The sequence below is a fragment of the Bradyrhizobium sp. U87765 SZCCT0048 genome (assembly GCF_018131225.1).
Classification (GTDB): Bacteria; Pseudomonadota; Alphaproteobacteria; order Rhizobiales; family Xanthobacteraceae; genus Bradyrhizobium_A.
In genome coordinates this window covers 602,300-619,947 of the sequence record NZ_JAFCMM010000004.1, presented here as the reverse complement: position 1 = coordinate 619,947, position 17,648 = coordinate 602,300, and the positions used below count along the sequence as shown (strand labels likewise).

Genomic DNA, 17,648 nt, shown 5'->3' with positions numbered 1-17,648 from the left:
CCCCACTCCCGCTCATTTCTCGGTTTCCACGAGGCCGCGCACGAACAGCTTCTGCATCGCGATCACGATCGCGACCGGCGGCAGCATCGCCAGCACCGCGGTTGCCATCACCAGCGACCATTCGGTCAGCGCGTCCTGGGTCGTCACCATCTTGCGGATGCCGATCACCACGGTCTGCATGTCGTCGCGTGTCGTGATCAGCAGCGGCCACAGGTACTGATTCCAGCCATAGATGAACAGGATCACGAACAGCGCCGCCATGTTGGTGCGCGACAGCGGCAGCAGCGTGTCCCGGAAGAATCGCAGCGGCCCGGCGCCGTCGATGCGCGAGGCTTCCAGCAATTCGTCCGGCACGGTCATGAAGAACTGGCGGAACAGCAGCGTCGCCGTGGCGGAGGCGATCAGCGGCAGCGTCAGGCCGGCGTAGCTGTCGAGCAGCGACAAGTCGGCGGCGATCTTGTAGGTCGGATAGATGCGCACCTCGACCGGCAGCATCAGGGTGACGAAGATCAGCCAGAACACGGTTTTGCGGAAAGGGAAGCGGAAATAGACGATGGCATAGGCCGACAGGATCGAGATCGCGATCTTTCCCAGCGCGATCAGCATCGCCATGATGAACGAGTTGACCAGCATGGTGCCGACCGGTTCGCGGGTCGAGCCGTGGGTGCCGATGAAGATCGTGCGGTAGTAGTTCTCCAGAAAGTGGCTGCCCGGCAGCAGCGAGATCTGGCCGTTGGCGATCGCCGCGTTGTCTTGCGTCGAGGCGACGAAGGCGAGATAGACCGGGAATGCGACGATGGCGATGCCGATCCACAGGATCGCATGTGCCACCAGCCAGCGAATGCCCTTGCGTTCGACCATCATCGTCGCCCTCAGTAGGTCACCTTGCGCTCGACATAGCGGAACTGGATCGCCGTCAGCGCGGTGACGATGAACATCAGGATCACCGACTGTGCCGCCGAGCTGCCGAGATTGTTGCCGAGCAGGCCGTCGAGATAGACCTTGTAGACCAGCGTCTCGGTCGCCTTGGCCGGGCCGCCGCCGGTCATGGTGTCGATGACGCCGAAGGTGTCGAAGAAGGCGTAGACCGTGTTGATGACGATCAGGAAGAAGATGGTCGGCATCAGCAGCGGAAAGGTCACGGTCCAGAACCGCCGCATCGGCCGTGCGCCGTCGATCGCCGCGGCCTCCATCACGCTCTTCGGGATTGCCTGCAGGCCGGCGAGGAAGAACAGGAAGTTGTAGGAAATCTGCTTCCACGCCGCGGCCAGCACCACCAGCAGGAAGGCCTGGTTGCCGTTGAGCAGCGGATTCCAGTCGACGCCGAGGGCGCGCAGCGCCTTCGCGAAGATGCCGAGCGCCGGGTGCAGCATGAACAGCCAGAGCACGCCCGCGATCGCCGGGGCGACCGCATAGGGCCAGATCAGCAGCGTGCGGTAAATCGTGACACCGGCGAGCGGCTTGTCGGCCATCACCGCCAGCAGCAGCGCCGCCGACAGCGAGGCGAAGGCGATCGCGCCGGAGAACACCAGCGTGCGCAGGATGGTGTCGAGGTATTCACCCTGGGTCAGGATGTCGGCGTAGTTCTCGAACGCGACGAAGGAGGTGGAGAGGCCGAAGGCGTCCTGTAGCAGGAACGACTGCCACACCGCCTGGATCGCTGGCCAGTAGAAGAACAGCACGACCACGGCGAGTTGCGGCAGCAGCAGCACGTAAGGCAGCACGCGTGACTGGAAGACCGACTGCTTTTCCATGACAACGACGGCTCCCAACCCTGATCTTGCCGTGCCGTTTATTCCTCATGGTGAGGAGCGGCCCTCCGGGCCGCGTCCCGAGCCATGAGAGCCCAGGCGCTCGTCTTGTGGCCTCATCCTTCGAGACACCCGCTGCGCGGGCTCCTCAGGATGAGTGAGTTGACTCACGCGATAGCGTCGTCAGGCGTGCGACGGGCTTGCCCTTCGGACCGCGCCGAAGGGCAGGCCTTGGTCGATGTGCCTCAGCGCGAGACGGTGCGCTCGAACTGGCGCAGCATCTGGTTGCCAAGCTGCACGGCGGTGTCGAGCGCGTCCTTCGCGCTCTTCTTGCCGGCGAGCGCCGCCTCGATCTGCTCGGCCCAGACGTCGCGCAGCTGCACCATGTTGCCAAGGCGCAGGCCACGCGAGTTCTCGGTCGGCTCCTTGTTGGTCAGCTCCAGGAGCGGCGTCTCGAGATAGGGCGCGTCCTTGTAGAAGCCGAGCTCCTTGGCCTTGGCGTAGGCGGCCTTGGTGATCGGCAGGTAGCCGGACGCCTTGTGGATCGCGACCTGGCGGTCGGTGTCGGACAGGAAGGCGAGGAACTTGGCGACGCCCTTGTATTCTTCCGGCTTCTTGCCGCCCATCACCCACAGCGAGGCGCCGCCGATGATCGAATTCTGCGGCGCGCCGGCGACGTCCGGATAGTAGGGCATCGGCGCGCTGGTCCAGTCGAACTTGGCGTTGGCGCGAACCTGGCCGAAGAAGCCCGACGACGTCAGGAAGATCGGGCACTCGCCGGAGGTGAAGCGTCCCTCCGCGTTGTTGGTGCGGCCGGAGTAGTCGTAGGTCTTGTCCTTCTGCAGATCGATCAGCGTCTGCAGGTGCTTGATCTGCACCGGGCCGTTGAACTTCAGCTCGGTGTCGAAGCCGTCGAGGCCGTTGGCCCTGGTGGCGAGCGGCAGGTTGTGCCACGCCGACAGCTGCTCGAGATTGGCCCAGGTGACCCAGGCGGTGGAGAAGCCGCAGGTGGCGTAGCCGGCGGCATGCAGCTTCCTGGCGTCCGCGAACACCTCGGGCCAGGTCTTCGGAATTTCGGCGATATCAGCCTTCTTCAGCGCGTCCTTGTTGATCCACATCACCATGGACGACGAGTTGAAGGGGAACGATAGCATCTCGCCCTTGGAGGTCGAGTAGTAGCCGGTGATCGCCGGCAGGTAGGCGTTGGGATCGAATGTCTCGCCGGCTTCCTGCATCAGCTTGTAGACCGGCTTCACGGCGCCGGTGGCGGCCATCATGGTGGCGGTGCCGACCTCGAACACCTGCAGGATGTGCGGCGCGGTGCCGGCACGGAAGGCGGCGATGCCGGCGTTCATGGTGTCGGGGTAGCTGCCCTTGTAGACCGGCACCACCTTGTAGTCGCTCTGGGAGGCGTTGAATTCCTCGGCGAGCTTCACCACCACGTCGTTGTTGGCGCCGGTCAGGGCGTGCCACCACTGGATCTCGGTCACCGCCTGTGCCGGCGAGGCGAGTGCGGCAAAGGCGGAGGCCAGAAGGCCCAAACCGATCCGGCGAACTGTCATCAGCCATCTCCCTGGAGCTGTCGTCATTGAAGCAAGCGCGTTAAAGGCGCCGGACGACATGCATATGACGGCGATGGTAAGGGTGGAAGGCGCGGTGCGCAAAGCGGAAATTCGCGCGACGACACGCGCTGCCGCGACCGAGGCGGCGGCGGCGTGTCTGTGTCTTGGCGACGGCGGGCGGATCGCGGCCGGTTGTGTTCAGCGCTTCTTTTCGCCGGGCGTGGAGACGATGCCCTTGGCCATCAGGTCGGCGATATCGGCCTTGGAGTAGCCGAACTCGCCGAGCACCTCCTCGGCATGCTCGCCGAATTTTGGCGGCGTGCGGCGCAGCGTGGCCTTGGTCCGGTCGAAGCGGATCGGCGATGCGACGCCCTTGTACCAGTCCTTGCTGATGACATCGCCGCGGTGGGCGACGTGCGGGCCTTCCAGCGCCTTGTCGATCGACTGCACCGGGCCCGCCGGCAGGCCGGCGGACAGCAGGCGGTCGCACAGCGGTTCGGTGTCGTGCTCGCGAAACACCGCCTCCAGCTCGGCGCGCAGCGCCTCGCGGTTGGTGACGCGGTCGCGGTTGCGGGCGAAGCGCGGGTCGGTGCCCAGTTCGGGCTTGCCGATCTCCTTGCACAGCTTGCGGAAGGTGCCGTCGTTGCCCACCCCGGTAAAGATCTTGCCGTCCCGGGTGGCGAAGATCGCGTAGGGCGCGAGATTGGGATGCTCGTTGCCGGTGAGCGAGGGCGGCTTGCCATGCAGGAAGTAGTTCGCGGTGTGCGGATGCATGATGGCGAGGCCGGTCTCGAACAGCGTGGTCTCGAGGAACTGGCCGAGGCCCGAGCGCTGCCGCTCTGCCAGCGCCATCAGGATGCCGACCGTGGCGAACAGCCCGGTCGAGACGTCGACCAGCGGCACGCCGATTCGCATCGGGCCGCTCTCCGGCGAGCCGGTCGCCGCGATCATGCCGGTCATGGCCTGGATGATGGCGTCATAGCCGGGATTGCCGCCGCGCGGGCCGTCGCCGCCGAAGCCGGAGATGCGGCAGTGAATCAGGCGCGGGAATTTTTCCCGGAGCACGTCGTTGCCGATGCCCCACTTGTCGAGCGTGCCCGGCTTGAAGTTCTCGATCAGGACGTCGGCGTCCTTGAGCATGTCCATCAGCACGGCGCGGCCGCCTTCCGAGGCGAGGTCGAGACCGATCGAGCGCTTGTTGCGGTTGATGCCCAGGAAATACGCCGCGTCGCCGTCATGGAAGGGAGGGCCCCATTCGCGCACTTCGTCGCCGGCCGGCGGCTCGACCTTGATGACGTCGGCGCCGTGGTCGGCGAGGACCTGGGTGCAGTAAGGGCCGCCCAGCACGCGCGTGAGATCGATCACGCGCAGTCCCGCCATTGCACCCGCAGCCTGTGACGTCATGAGTCCAATCCTCGCTGGATGAAGAACGTTTCCCGGTCGCAAGCCTTATCGTCGGCGGCAGGAGCGAGCCAGCCGCATTCCGTCATGGCCTGTTGCAAAAGTGGATACCGCCTCGGCAGTGCGATCAAGCCGTAACCGGCGATCGCCCTGGTGGCAGCATGATGGATCGGTCAGGCGGAATGTCGCGCGGGAATGAAAAACCTCGCGCAGGAAAGGGATCGCCAGGATGGGGAGAAGGAAAGCCCGGACAAGGACAGAGGTCCGGATAAGGACAGAAGTCCGGGATGGAAACGGTGATCGCGCCTCAGGCGGATCGCCGGGGAATTGGTGGAGCCAGGCGGGATCGAACCGCCGACCTCTTGCATGCCATGCAAGCGCTCTCCCAGCTGAGCTATGGCCCCGGATTTGTCGCGCCGGCAAATCAATCACCGGTGCGCGGCGAACCCTTTTTCACATATTTGAAATTATCTCAAGTCTCTTCATCACCAGAAACGTCACCAATGATGTCCGTGACGTCTTCATCCCCTTCTTCTTCGTCGGCGATGAAGGTCGAATCGTCATCGTCATCGTCGTCGAGGCTGTCATCGATCTCGATGTCGTCCTCGGATTCCGGCAACACCGCGTTGACCTTGCCGGTATTTTCCTCGGCGTCGGCTTCCTCGAGGGACACCGTCTCCATTTCCGCCGCCTCCGGCGCCGCGTCATCGGTCGCATTGACGCGGGCGCTCTCGCCACGCGTGCGGACCGGCGCAACCGGAGCAATCGGCACGACCTCGCCGGTATAGGGCGAAATCACCGGATTCTTGTTCAGATCGTAGAACTTCTTGCCTGTCGTCGGACAGATGCGCTTCGTTCCGAGCTCGGGTTTCGCCACGTCGGGTGTCCTGGGGATGTCTGAAAGTCGGTGCTTCACTTGGCTAGTTGCCGCGCCGCTGTCAATAGCGGGTTTGCCCCCCGGGGAGGGCATGACGCCGCCGGCGGCGCGTGATAGGAGGCCGAGGTGTGGGGTTCGGCGCGACGTTCGGCCGCCACGGCCCGGCAGATGCCGCAAAATTCCACGGAAATCACGGATTTCCAGTGCCTCCCCGGTGGCGGAGGGTCTGATTCGGCCACTGCCGCATGCCGGCGGGCCCCGACCCGTCGCAAAGGGACACTGGCGCAGGTCCAGAACACGGGAAACACGATCTTGACACATTCTGGCCAGCTCCGCCCGATGCAGGCGCGCAGCAGCTCCGCCCTCTCCGGCGAGGCGCGGGTGCCCGGCGACAAGTCGATTTCGCATCGGGCGCTGATCCTCGGCGCACTGGCCGTGGGCGAAACCCGGATCACCGGTCTGCTCGAGGGCGAAGACGTGCTCAACACCGCCAAGGCGATGCAGGCGCTCGGTGCCAGCGTCGTGCGCACCGGCGTGGGCGCGTGGACGGTCCGCGGCGTCGGGGTCGGCGGCTTCGCCGCGCCGGCCGCGCCGCTCGATTTCGGCAACTCCGGCACCGGCTGCCGTCTGGTCATGGGCGCCGTGGCCGGCTGTCCGATCACCGCGACCTTTGATGGCGATGCCTCGCTGCGCAAGCGGCCGATGCGCCGGATTCTCGATCCGCTCGAACTGATGGGCGCGGCGGCGACCTCGGCCGCCGAGGGCGGCCGGCTGCCGCTGACGCTCACCGGCGCGCGCGATCCCCTGCCAATCGTCTACCGCTCACCTGTCGCCTCGGCTCAGATCAAGTCGGCGGTGCTGCTGGCGGGCCTTGCCGCGCCCGGCACGACCACGGTGATCGAACCTGAAGCCAGCCGCGACCACACCGAGCTGATGCTGGCGCATTTCGGCGCGACCATCGTGTCGGAAGCTGAAGGCGTTCACGGCCGCAAGATCACGCTGCAAGGCCAGCCGGAGCTCACCGGCGCGGGCGTGGTGGTGCCGGCTGATCCGTCGTCGGCCGCGTTTCCGCTGGTGGCGGCGCTCGTCGTCGAGGGTTCGGACGTCGTGCTGACCGACGTCATGACCAATCCGCTGCGAACCGGCCTGTTCACGACGCTGCGCGAGATGGGCGGCTCGATCGAGGAGAGCCATGTTCGCGGCGACGCCGGCGAGCCGATGGCGCGGCTGCGCGTGCGCGGCTCGAAGCTGCGTGGTGTCACCGTGCCGCCGGAGCGCGCACCGTCGATGATCGACGAATATCTCGTGCTGGCGGTCGCTGCGGCCTATGCCGAAGGCACCACGGTGATGCGCGGCCTGCACGAGCTGCGGGTCAAGGAATCCGACCGTCTCGAAGCCACGGCGGACATGCTGCGGGTCAATGGCGTCAAGGTCGAGATCGCCGGCGACGATCTCATCGTCGAGGGCCGTGGCCATGTGCCCGGCGGCGGTCTCGTCGCCACCCATATGGACCATCGCATCGCCATGTCGGCGCTGGTGATGGGCCTCGCCGCCGACGCGCCTGTCGGCATCGATGACGCCACCTTCATCGCCACCAGCTTCCCGGATTTCGTGCCCATGATGCAGCGGCTCGGCGCGGACCTCGCATGATCATCGCCATCGACGGTCCCGCGGCCTCCGGCAAGGGCACCCTCGCGCGGCGCCTCGCCGAACATTACGGCCTGCGCCACCTCGACACCGGGGTGATCTACCGCGCCGTCGCGAAGGCGGTGCTCGATGCCGGTCTCGATCTCACGGATGAGGCCGCGGCGGTGCGGGCGGCGCGGAAACTCGATCCGCAGTCCTTTGGCGATCCCGTCCTCAAGAGCCAGGCGATGGGCAGTGCCGCCTCGGTGGTGTCGGCGATCCCCAGCGTCCGCCAGGCGCTGGTCGAGTTCCAGCGCCGGTTCGCGGCGGTTCCCCCCGGAGCGGTGCTGGATGGCCGGGACATTGGAACCGTGATCTGCCCGGATGCCGCGGTGAAGATCTTCGTCGTCGCCGATCCCGTGGTGCGGGCGCAGCGGCGCACCCTCGAGGCCCGGGGGCGGGGGGAGGCGGCCGACGAGGCCGCGGTGCTCGCCGATATCCTGGCGCGCGACGAGCGCGACAAGAACCGCGCCGTCGCGCCCTTGAAGCCGGCTGCGGATGCGCACTTGCTGGACAATTCCCATTTGGATATAGAAGGCGGCGTCCGGGCTGCCATCGCAATTGTCGAGGCCGTCCGAGCGGGCCGGTCGCGGAGCTAGCGCTTTTGAAGCTCCCACCGTCTTTGGAGGAACGCCCGCTCCCGGCATCGTTTATGCGATCGGGGCCCGATTGGCCCCTCGGGACAGTCCTGTCGGACTGGTCCTGAAGGAACCGGACATCAGCTCATCGCATCGTTCGTGCAGGCCTCTGCCGGCCCGTTTCTGCGTTCTTGCAGGGCGGTCGCTGGGGCTGCGGATCCCGGCCCTGCACGGTCGATGCGCCATCAACCCGAACGCCGGCAAGATCCCGCATCTGGAGAACAAATGGTTTCAGCTACCGGTACCTCCTACACCCCGTCCCGTGAGGACTTCGCCGCGATGCTCGACGAGAGCTTCGGCGGTGGCAACCTGCAGGAAAGCTCCGTCGTCAAGGGCAAGGTCGTTGCCATTGAGAAGGACATGGCCGTCATCGACGTCGGCCTGAAGACCGAAGGCCGCGTGGCGCTTCGCGAGTTCGCCGGCCCCGGCCGCGAAAGCACCCTGAAGGTGGGTGACGAGGTCGAAGTGTTCCTCGACCGTATCGAGAATGCCCTCGGCGAAGCCGTGCTGTCGCGCGACAAGGCGCGCCGCGAAGAGAGCTGGGGCAAGCTCGAGAAGGCGTTCCAGAACAACGAGAAGGTCTCGGGCGTCATCTTCAACCAGGTCAAGGGCGGCTTCACCGTCGACCTCGACGGCGCCGTGGCCTTCCTGCCGCGCTCGCAGGTCGACATCCGTCCGATCCGCGACGTCGCTCCGCTGATGAACAACCCGCAGCCGTTCCAGATCCTCAAGATGGACCGTCGCCGCGGCAACATCGTCGTGTCGCGCCGCACCGTGCTGGAAGAGACCCGCGCCGAGCAGCGCCAGGAGCTGGTGCAGAACCTCGAAGAGGGTCAGGTCATCGACGGCGTCGTCAAGAACATCACCGATTACGGTGCGTTCGTCGACCTCGGCGGCATCGACGGCCTGCTGCACGTCACCGATATCGCGTGGCGCCGTGTCAACCACCCGACCGAGGTGCTGTCGATCGGCCAGACCGTCAAGGTCAAGATCATCAAGATCAACCACGAGACCCACCGCATCTCGCTCGGCATGAAGCAGCTGCTGGACGATCCGTGGCAGGGCATCGAGGCCAAGTACCCGCTGCAGGCGCGCTTCACCGGCCGCGTGACCAACATCACCGACTACGGTGCGTTCGTCGAGCTCGAGCCGGGCATCGAAGGCCTGATCCACGTCTCCGAGATGTCGTGGACCAAGAAGAACATGCACCCCGGCAAGATCGTGTCGACGTCTCAGGAGGTCGAGGTGCAGGTGCTCGAGGTCGATTCCTCCAAGCGCCGCATTTCGCTCGGTCTCAAGCAGACCATGCGCAACCCCTGGGAGACCTTCGTCGAGAAGTATCCGGTGGGTTCGGTGGTCGAGGGCGAGGTCAAGAACAAGACCGAGTTCGGTCTGTTCCTGGGTCTCGACGGCGACGTCGACGGCATGGTCCACCTCTCCGACCTCGACTGGAAGCTTCCGGGCGAGCAGGTCATCGACAACTTCAAGAAGGGCGACATGGTCAAGGCCGTGGTGCTCGACGTCGATGTGGAGAAGGAGCGCATCTCGCTCGGCATCAAGCAGCTCGAAGGCGACCCCTTCGCCGAGCCGGGCGATGTCAAGAAGGGCGCTGTCGTCACCTGTGAGGTGCTCGACGTGAAGGAAGGCGGCATCGACGTGCAGATCGTCGGCACCGACTTCAACACCTTCATCAAGCGCTCGGAGCTCGCGCGCGACCGTTCGGAGCAGCGCCCCGAGCGCTTCGCCGTCGGCGAGAAGGTCGACGCCCGCGTCATCCAGTTCGACAAGAAGGCCCGCAAGGTCCAGGTGTCGATCAAGGCGCTGGAAGTCGCCGAGGAGAAGGAAGCCATCGCGCAGTACGGTTCGTCCGATTCGGGCGCCACGCTGGGTGACATTCTCGGCACCGCGCTCAAGCAGCGCGCCGACAAGTAAGCCGTATCGGCACCGCCGTACGGAAGGGGGCTCCGGCATCGCCGGGGCCCCTTTTGTTTGTCACAGCCTGTCCGATGGCGCGGCGCGGCCGGGCGGGCCGTATCCGCCGGCCCGAAAATGCTCTAGTGAACGAGCTGGCAGGCCATGATCGTGGATACGATCATGTTTTTTTCATATTGCGTTGCAATTGAACAAATCAGGTTACGCCATCTCAAGGTCGCACGGACATGACGTGCGGCGCAGATCTCCCGGAGAGTTCCGATGACCTACGACCCCGATGTGATCGTCGACCGCCGGCGGATTCGCCGCAAGCTCACATTCTGGCGCGTCGTCGCGACGGTCGCCGCCATCGTCGCCCTGATCGTCGTGGCCGTGGTGGCGACGCCTTCCGGCCGCAATGCGCTGACCGGCGGCAACGCCATCGCACGGGTCACCATCGAGGGGCTCATCCAGAGCAACCGTGACCGGGTCGAGGCGCTGGAGCGGCTGGAGAAGTCGCCGGCCGCAGCCGTCATCGTCCATATCAATTCGCCGGGCGGCACCACCTCGGGCTCCGAGCAGCTTTATGACGCGCTGATCCGCCTCAAGGCCAAGAAACCGCTGGTGGTGGTCGTTGACGGCCTGTGCGCCTCCGGCGCCTACATCACCGCGCTGGCCTCCGACCACATCGTCGCCCAGCAGACGTCACTGGTCGGGTCGATTGGTGTGCTGTTCCAGTTTCCCAACTTCGCCGAGCTGCTGAAGACCGTCGGGGTCAAGGTCGAGGAAGTGAAGTCGTCGCCGCTCAAGGCCGCGCCGAACGGCTTCGAGCCGACCAGCCCCGAGGCGCGCGCCGCCCTCGATATGCTGGTGAAGGATTCCTACGCCTGGTTTCGCAACCTCGTGAAGGACCGTCGCCAGATGGACGACGATACGCTGCAGACCGTCGCCGATGGCCGCGTGTTCACCGGCCACCAGGCCGTCGGGCTGAAGCTGGTCGACCAGCTCGGCGACGAGAAGACCGCGATCGCCTGGCTGGTCGCGGAGAAGAAAATTCCTGCCGATCTCCCGGTTCGCGATTTCAAGCTGACGCCGAGCCTCAGCGATATGACATTCCTGCGCGCGGCGGCGGTGGTGAGCCTGGAAGCGGTCGGCCTGACGTCGTTCGCGCAGCGGCTCGAGCACTCCGCGGTGCTTCAGGCGGTCGATCGCGCCAGCCTCGACGGCATGCTCGCGATCTGGCAGCCGGGGGCTGCGCAGTGACCGCGCAGCGCCTGGTTTGGGCGCGTTGCAGCAATGTCGCTGATGCGCGCGCAGGCCGTTTTTTCAGCGTTTGTCACGTAGTTTCACGTGGTTTTGGCAGCAATTAACGTCTTGACAGCTCCGAGGATTTTCACGGAAATGGTAAATCGCACGATCCACGGACACTGGTGCCGATGATTAAATCCGAACTTGTTCAGCGTATCGCCGAGCACAATCCGCACCTTTACCAGCGGGACGTCGAGAACATCGTGAACGCGATCCTCGATGAAATCGTCGCCGCGCTGGCGCGCGGCGATCGGGTCGAGCTGCGGGGCTTCGGCGCTTTCTCGGTCAAGCACCGGCCGGCGCGCGCCGGCCGCAACCCGCGAACCGGCGAGCATGTGCCGGTCGATCAGAAGAGCGTGCCGTTCTTCAAGACCGGCAAGGAAATGCGCGAGCGGCTCAATCGCGACATGCCAGGTGGTGCTGCAGCGTCGGCTGCGGACGACGATGACGAGTCCGCCGATCAGGACTGATCGTTTCCGGCCGGATCTCCCGTTCGATCTCCAATCGGACATCTGAGCAGACTCTGGATCAGGCGCGCGGTCATATTTCGGTCACCGCACAGCAGGGCACGGCGTCGCATCTGCGGATGTCTCGGGCGGACCGTCGACATCACGCCGTCAGGGCTGCCTCCCGAAACACAGCTGTCCAGGCCCGCGACAAACAAGCCCGGCGGCCGTTGCGTACCCTGCCACTCCGCAACCGCACTCTCCCTTTCGTCTGCGGTTTGGTGCTACCCTTGACGCCATGTCCGTGATGATGACGCCGGGCCGAGCCGATGTGCGGGGCGGATGGCATTGGCGGCGAACTCTGCCTGGTGAGGGATCATGCTCCGAAAGATCGTCAACGTCCTGGTGCTGATCCCGCTGGCGGTGGTGTTCGTGGTGTTCGCGGTCGCCAACCGCCATCTCGTGACGGTCTCGTTCGATCCCTTCAATACCGTCGATCCGTCCATTGCCGTGACCCTGCCGCTGTTCGTCGTCCTCATCCTGGTGGCGATCCTGGGGGTTGTCGCAGGCGGGGTCGCGACCTGGTTCGGCCAGCGCCACTGGCGCCGTGCCGCGCGCCGGCTCGAGGCCGATGCCCGCGCGATCCGTCTCCAGCTCGACGACCTGCGTGCCGAGCGCGCCCAGGCCGCCCAGGCCCAGGTTCCCCTCATCCGGTCGAATTGAGGCGAAGCTCGCTGAAGCAAGGCTCCTGAGGCAAGGCTATTGAGGCAAGGCTCGCCTGCGGCGCCCCGGCGGCGGCGCGGCGATTGGGGGCGAGACAAGCCCCTCGCGACGTTGTAGAACCCGCCCCGTCCACATCAAACCGTCATACGGCCCGACCGGCCCTCCGGAACCCGTTTCCAGCGATGTCCCTGCTCGTCAAGATCTGCGGCCTGTCCACGCCCGAGACGCTCGAGGCATCGCTGGCGGCCGGCGCCGACATGGTGGGGTTCGTGTTCTTTCCGCCATCGCCGCGCCATGTCGATCTCGGCCGCGCGCGTGAGCTCGGTCGTCAGGTCCGCAGGCGCGCGCTCAAGGTGGCGCTGACGGTCGATGCCGACGACGCGACGTTCGCCAACATCATCGATGCGCTCGACCCGCAGATGCTGCAGCTGCACGGCAAGGAAAGCGTGGCGCGGGTGCGGGACATCAAGCAGCGGTTCGGTTTGCCGGTGATGAAGGCGCTTCCCGTCGAGACGGTCGCTGATCTCGCCGTCCTGCCGGGTTACGCCGCCGCGGCGGATCGTATCCTGTTCGATGCCCGCGCGCCGAAGGACGCCACCCGTCCCGGCGGTCTTGGCCGTCCATTCGACTGGCATCTGCTCGAGCGTGTGGCGCTCGCCATTCCCTTCATGGTGTCGGGTGGCCTCGATGCCGGCAATGTCGCCGAGGCGTTGCGCGTCACCGGCGCCGGCGGGGTCGACGTGTCGTCGGGTGTCGAGAGCGTGCCCGGCGTGAAAGACATCACCAGGATCCAGGCCTTCGTCGCTGCCGCGCGTGCCGCGGCCGGCGCCGCGCCGTCCCCTCTCACCGCGAGCCGCGCATGAACCAGCCGCTACCCAATTCCTTCCGCAGTGGTCCCGACGAGCACGGCCATTTCGGCCAGTTCGGCGGCCGCTTCGTCGCCGAAACGCTGATGCCGCTGATCCTCGATCTGGAAAAGGCCTATGCCGACGCCAAGGCCGATCCGGCATTCCAGCGCGAGATGGACGGCTATCTCAAGGACTATGTCGGCCGGCCGTCGCCGCTGTATTTCGCCGAGCGGCTGACCGAACATCTCGGCGGCGCGAAGATCTATTTCAAGCGCGAAGAGCTCAACCACACCGGCTCGCACAAGGTGAACAACGTGCTCGGCCAGATCATGGTCGCGCGGCGGATGGGCAAGAAGCGCATCATCGCGGAGACCGGCGCCGGACAGCACGGCGTCGCCACTGCGACGCTGTGCGCGCGCTTCGGCCTCGACTGCGTGGTCTACATGGGCGCGGTCGACGTCGAGCGGCAGATGCCGAACGTCTTCCGCATGCAGATGCTCGGCGCCACGGTGGTGCCGGTACAGTCCGGCTCGCGCACGCTGAAGGACGCCATGAACGAGGCGCTGCGTGACTGGGTCACCAACGTCCACGACACCTTCTACTGCATCGGCACGGTCGCCGGCCCGCATCCCTATCCGATGATGGTGCGCGACTTCCAGTCGATCATCGGCAATGAGACCAGGGCGCAGATGCGCGAGATCGAGGGCCGTTTGCCGGATTCGCTGGTCGCCTGCATCGGCGGCGGCTCCAACGCGATGGGCCTGTTCCACCCGTTCCTCGACGATCCCTCGGTCGAGATCTTCGGCGTCGAGGCCGCCGGTCACGGCCTCACCCAGCTGCATGCGGCGTCGATCGCCGGTGGTCGCCCCGGCGTACTGCATGGCAACCGCACCTATCTGCTGATGGACGACGACGGCCAGATTCTCGAGGCGCACTCGATTTCCGCCGGCCTCGACTATCCCGGCATCGGTCCCGAGCACTCCTGGCTGCATGAGACCGGCCGCGTCAACTACCTCTCCGCCACCGACGACGAAGCGCTCGCGGCCTTCCAGCTGCTGTCGAAGCTCGAAGGCATCATTCCGGCGCTCGAACCCGCCCATGCCATCGCCAAGGTGATCGAGCTCGCGCCCAGGCGCGGCAAGGATCACCTGATGGTGGTCAATCTTTCTGGCCGTGGCGACAAGGACATTCCGCAGGTCGCAGACATTCTGAAAGGCAGCAAGTGACCACCCGCATCGATCAGCGTTTCGCCGACCTGAAGCGCGAGGGTCGCGCCGCGTTCGTCACCTTCGTGATGGCCGGCGATCCGGACCTCGCCACCTCGCTGGAGATCATCAAGGCGCTGCCGAAGGCCGGCGCCGACGTCATCGAGATCGGCATGCCGTTCACCGATCCGATGGCCGACGGCCCCTCGATCCAGGCTGCGGGCCTGCGGGCGCTGAAGGCCGGCACCACGCTGAAGAAGACGCTCGACGTCGTGCGCGCGTTCCGCAAGGACGATACCACCACGCCGCTGATCCTGATGGGTTACTACAATCCGATCTTCATCTATGGCGTCCCGGCGTTCCTCGCGGATGCCAGGGCGGCCGGCGTCGACGGGCTGATCATCGTCGATCTGCCGGCCGAGGAAGATGACGAGCTGTGCGTGCCGGCGCTGAACGCCGGGCTCAACTTCATCCGTCTGGCGACGCCGACCACCGACGACAAGCGCCTGCCGGCGGTGCTCGCGAACACCTCGGGCTTCGTCTACTACGTGTCGATCACCGGCATCACCGGCAGCGCCAGCGCGGACACCGCGGCGGTCAGCAAGGCCGTGGAACGGATCAAACGCCACACCGCGCTTCCGGTCAGTGTCGGCTTCGGCATCAGGACGCCGGACGCCGCCCGTGCCATCGCACGGCATGCCGATGGCGTGGTCGTCGGCACGGCGCTGGTCGATGCGCTGCGGGGCACCCTCGACGCCGAGGGCCGTGCGACGGCGAAGACCGTCGCCGCGGTCGCGGATCTGACCGCGGCGCTGGCCGCCGGCGTCCGGGACGCCCGGCAGGCGGCCGAGTAGGGCTTTTTTTGCAGGTTTTGACCAGGGTCCGGCCCCTTGTGGTGCAGGTCCCGAGGCCGCACATAGACTGTGCGATGGAGTGTGCACCATGAACTGGATCACCAATGTCGTCCGCCCGAAGATCCGCAGCTTCCTGCGCCGGGAGACGCCGGAGAATCTCTGGATCAAGTGCCCGGATTCCGGGCAGCTGGTGTTCTACAAGGACGTCGAAAGCAACCAGTTCGTCATTCCCGGCTCCAACTACCACATGCGCATGGGCGCGGTGGCGCGGCTGAAGTCGGTGTTCGACAACGAGACCTGGTTCGATGTCGCGTTGCCCGAGGTCGCGGCCGATCCGCTCAAGTTCCGCGACGAGCGTCGCTATGTCGACAAGATCAAGGACGCCCGCGCCAAGACGGGCCTGAACGATTCGGTCAAGGTCGGCTTCGGCAAGCTCGAGGGCACGCCCGCCGTCGTGGTGGTGCAGGACTTCGACTTCATGGGCGGCTCGCTCGGCATGGCGGCCGGCGAGGCCATCATCAAGGGCCTGGAGCTGGCCGTCGAGAAGCGCTCGCCCTGCATCGTGTTCGCAGCCTCCGGCGGCGCGCGCATGCAGGAAGGCATCCTGTCGCTGATGCAGCTGCCGCGCACCACGGTCGCGGTGCAGATGCTGCGCGAGGCGCGGTTGCCCTACATCGTCGTGCTCACCAACCCGACCACCGGCGGCGTCACCGCGTCCTATGCGATGCTGGGCGACGTGCATATTGCCGAGCCCGGCGCGCTGATCGGCTTCGCCGGCGCCCGCGTCATCGAGCAGACCATCCGCGAGAAGCTGCCGGAAGGCTTCCAGCGCGCCGAGTATCTCAAGGATCACGGCATGGTCGACATGGTGGTGCATCGCCACGACCTGCGTCCGACGCTGGCGCGGCTATGCCGCCTCTTGATGAAGGCGCCGCCGGCCGGGGCCGAACCGCCGCGCCATGTCATGGGGGCGGATACCGCCGCCGATCCGACGGCCGCGCCGCCGGTGTGATCCGCGGCGCCGCGGAGGGGACCCGCGATGAATGACGGACTTCACGGCCAGCTTCAGGGGCATGGCGCCAATCCGCCGTCGCCGCTCGACGATATCCTGGCGCGGCTGACGGCGCTGCATCCCAAGCGCATCGACCTGACCCTTGGTCGTATCGAGCAGTTGCTCGAGCGGCTCGGTCATCCCGAGCGCCAGCTGCCGCCGGTGATCCATGTCGCCGGCACCAACGGCAAGGGTTCGACGGTCGCGTATCTGCGCGCGATGCTCGAGGCCGCCGGGCTGCGCGTCCATGTCTATACTTCGCCGCATCTCGTGCGCATCAACGAGCGCTTCCGTCTCGGACGCGTCGGCGGCGGCGTGCTGGTCGAGGACGACGAACTGCGTGCTGCGCTGGCGCGCTGCGAACAGGTCAACGATGGTGCGCCGATCACCGTGTTCGAGATGGAGACGGCGGCCGCCTTCACGCTGTTCGCGCAGCATCCGGCGGATGCAGTCATCCTGGAGGTCGGCCTTGGCGGCCGGCTCGATGCCACCAATGTGGTCGAACGGCCCGCTGTCAGCGTCATCACGCCGGTCGGCATCGACCACCAGGATTTCCTCGGCGATACGCTCGACAAGATCGCCGCCGAGAAGGCCGGCATCATTAAGCGCGGTGTGCCGGTGGTGCTGGCCGAGCAGGTGCCGGAAGCCGGCGCCGTGATCGAGGCGGTGGCGGTGCGGGCGCGCGCGCCGCTGCATGCCGCCGGCCAGCACTGGCATGTCGGCGTCGAGCGCGGCCGGCTCGTCTACCAGGACGAGCGCGGGTTGTTCGACCTGTCGGCGCCGCGGCTGTTCGGCCGCCATCAGTTCGACAATGCGGGGCTCGCGATCGCGGCGCTGCGCGCCACCGATGCCTTTTACATCGAGCCGGCGGCCTACGAGACCGGCATCTCGCGCGCCGAGTGGCCGGCGCGGATGCAGCGGCTCGGCGCCGGTGCGCTGGTCGCGGCCGCTCCCGCGGGAGCCGAGATCTGGCTCGATGGCGGCCACAATGTCGATGGCGGCCGTGTCGTTGCCGCGGCGCTCGGCGACCTCGAGGAACGCGTGCCGCGGCCGCTGGTGGTGGTCGCGGGCATGATGGGCAACAAGGACGCGGGCGGCTTCCTGTCGAACTTCGCGGGTCTGACGCGCCATATCATCGCGGTGCCGATTCCCGGCCAGCCCAACGCGATGCCAGTCGAACGTCTGGTCGATGCGGCGCGCGAGATCGGCATGCGCGTCGAGATCGCTGGGGATGTCGAGGCGGCGTTGCGCGGCATCGCCCGCCTCGCCTACGAGGTGCCGCCGCGCATCCTCATCACCGGCTCGCTGTATCTCGCGGGCGAAGTGCTGGCACGCAACGGCACGCCGCCGAAATGATGCGCCTGTCCTCGCTGGCGTGCACGACGGG

Annotated in this window: 16 protein-coding genes and 1 tRNA gene; 11 read left to right on the top strand and 6 right to left on the bottom strand. The window is 66.4% G+C overall.

What is annotated here, in order from left to right:
- Positions 1-12: 12 nt before the first annotated feature.
- The 6 genes from ugpE to JQ639_RS25605 all read right to left on the bottom strand — a co-directional run bounded on the left by ugpE (position 13) and on the right by JQ639_RS25605 (position 5,591).
- On the bottom strand, positions 13-861 hold the full coding sequence (gene ugpE / locus JQ639_RS25630) for a sn-glycerol-3-phosphate ABC transporter permease UgpE (RefSeq protein WP_211969065.1): 849 nt from the start codon (positions 859-861) through the stop codon (positions 13-15).
- An 11-nt stretch (positions 862-872) separates the two neighbouring features.
- Positions 873-1,754, bottom strand: coding sequence for a sn-glycerol-3-phosphate ABC transporter permease UgpA (ugpA, locus tag JQ639_RS25625; protein WP_211968752.1), 882 nt, complete (start codon positions 1,752-1,754; stop codon positions 873-875).
- 242 nt (positions 1,755-1,996) lie between these two features.
- A complete protein-coding gene (gene ugpB, locus JQ639_RS25620; protein ID WP_211968753.1) occupies positions 1,997-3,313 on the bottom strand; it encodes a sn-glycerol-3-phosphate ABC transporter substrate-binding protein UgpB in 1,317 nt (438 codons plus the stop codon).
- Between the two features lie 198 nt (positions 3,314-3,511).
- Positions 3,512-4,717 carry a CaiB/BaiF CoA transferase family protein gene (locus tag JQ639_RS25615; RefSeq protein ID WP_211968754.1) on the bottom strand — a complete coding sequence of 402 codons (1,206 nt, stop codon included), beginning with the start codon at positions 4,715-4,717 and terminating at the stop codon, positions 3,512-3,514.
- A 325-nt stretch (positions 4,718-5,042) separates the two neighbouring features.
- Positions 5,043-5,118 (bottom strand) — tRNA-Ala (locus JQ639_RS25610).
- Positions 5,119-5,186: 68 nt separating this feature from the next.
- A complete protein-coding gene (locus JQ639_RS25605; RefSeq protein ID WP_211968755.1) occupies positions 5,187-5,591 on the bottom strand; it encodes a TIGR02300 family protein in 405 nt (134 codons plus the stop codon).
- 312 nt (positions 5,592-5,903) lie between these two features.
- Between JQ639_RS25605 and aroA the strand changes: the two genes are divergently transcribed.
- The 11 genes from aroA to JQ639_RS25550 all read left to right on the top strand — a co-directional run bounded on the left by aroA (position 5,904) and on the right by JQ639_RS25550 (position 17,617).
- Complete coding sequence (gene aroA / locus JQ639_RS25600) at positions 5,904-7,241, top strand: 3-phosphoshikimate 1-carboxyvinyltransferase (protein ID WP_211968756.1); 1,338 nt, start codon at positions 5,904-5,906, stop codon at positions 7,239-7,241.
- Positions 7,238-7,876 carry a (d)CMP kinase gene (gene cmk / locus JQ639_RS25595; RefSeq protein WP_211968757.1) on the top strand — a complete coding sequence of 213 codons (639 nt, stop codon included), beginning with the start codon at positions 7,238-7,240 and terminating at the stop codon, positions 7,874-7,876. Before aroA ends, cmk begins: the two co-directional genes overlap by 4 nt.
- Before the next feature lie 264 nt (positions 7,877-8,140).
- The gene (gene rpsA / locus JQ639_RS25590) at positions 8,141-9,847 is read left to right on the top strand and encodes a 30S ribosomal protein S1 (protein ID WP_211968758.1); all 1,707 of its coding nucleotides are present in this window, start codon (positions 8,141-8,143) and stop codon (positions 9,845-9,847) included.
- 261 nt (positions 9,848-10,108) lie between these two features.
- The gene (gene sppA / locus JQ639_RS25585; RefSeq protein ID WP_211968759.1) at positions 10,109-11,089 is read left to right on the top strand and encodes a signal peptide peptidase SppA; all 981 of its coding nucleotides are present in this window, start codon (positions 10,109-10,111) and stop codon (positions 11,087-11,089) included.
- Between the two features lie 173 nt (positions 11,090-11,262).
- On the top strand, positions 11,263-11,604 hold the full coding sequence (locus tag JQ639_RS25580; RefSeq protein ID WP_211968760.1) for an integration host factor subunit beta: 342 nt from the start codon (positions 11,263-11,265) through the stop codon (positions 11,602-11,604).
- Between the two features lie 354 nt (positions 11,605-11,958).
- Positions 11,959-12,303, top strand: coding sequence for a LapA family protein (locus JQ639_RS25575; RefSeq protein WP_211968761.1), 345 nt, complete (start codon positions 11,959-11,961; stop codon positions 12,301-12,303).
- Positions 12,304-12,485: 182 nt separating this feature from the next.
- A complete protein-coding gene (locus JQ639_RS25570) occupies positions 12,486-13,166 on the top strand; it encodes a phosphoribosylanthranilate isomerase (protein ID WP_211968762.1) in 681 nt (226 codons plus the stop codon).
- Positions 13,163-14,377, top strand: coding sequence for a tryptophan synthase subunit beta (gene trpB, locus JQ639_RS25565; RefSeq protein ID WP_211968763.1), 1,215 nt, complete (start codon positions 13,163-13,165; stop codon positions 14,375-14,377). The genes JQ639_RS25570 and trpB overlap by 4 nt, the downstream gene beginning before the upstream one ends.
- A complete protein-coding gene (gene trpA / locus JQ639_RS25560) occupies positions 14,374-15,210 on the top strand; it encodes a tryptophan synthase subunit alpha (protein ID WP_211968764.1) in 837 nt (278 codons plus the stop codon). Before trpB ends, trpA begins: the two co-directional genes overlap by 4 nt.
- Before the next feature lie 88 nt (positions 15,211-15,298).
- Positions 15,299-16,222, top strand: a complete 924-nt coding sequence (gene accD, locus JQ639_RS25555; RefSeq protein ID WP_211968765.1) for an acetyl-CoA carboxylase, carboxyltransferase subunit beta — start codon at positions 15,299-15,301, stop codon at positions 16,220-16,222.
- A gap of 27 nt (positions 16,223-16,249) precedes the next feature.
- Complete coding sequence (locus JQ639_RS25550; protein WP_211968766.1) at positions 16,250-17,617, top strand: bifunctional folylpolyglutamate synthase/dihydrofolate synthase; 1,368 nt, start codon at positions 16,250-16,252, stop codon at positions 17,615-17,617.
- Positions 17,618-17,648 lie beyond the last annotated feature (31 nt).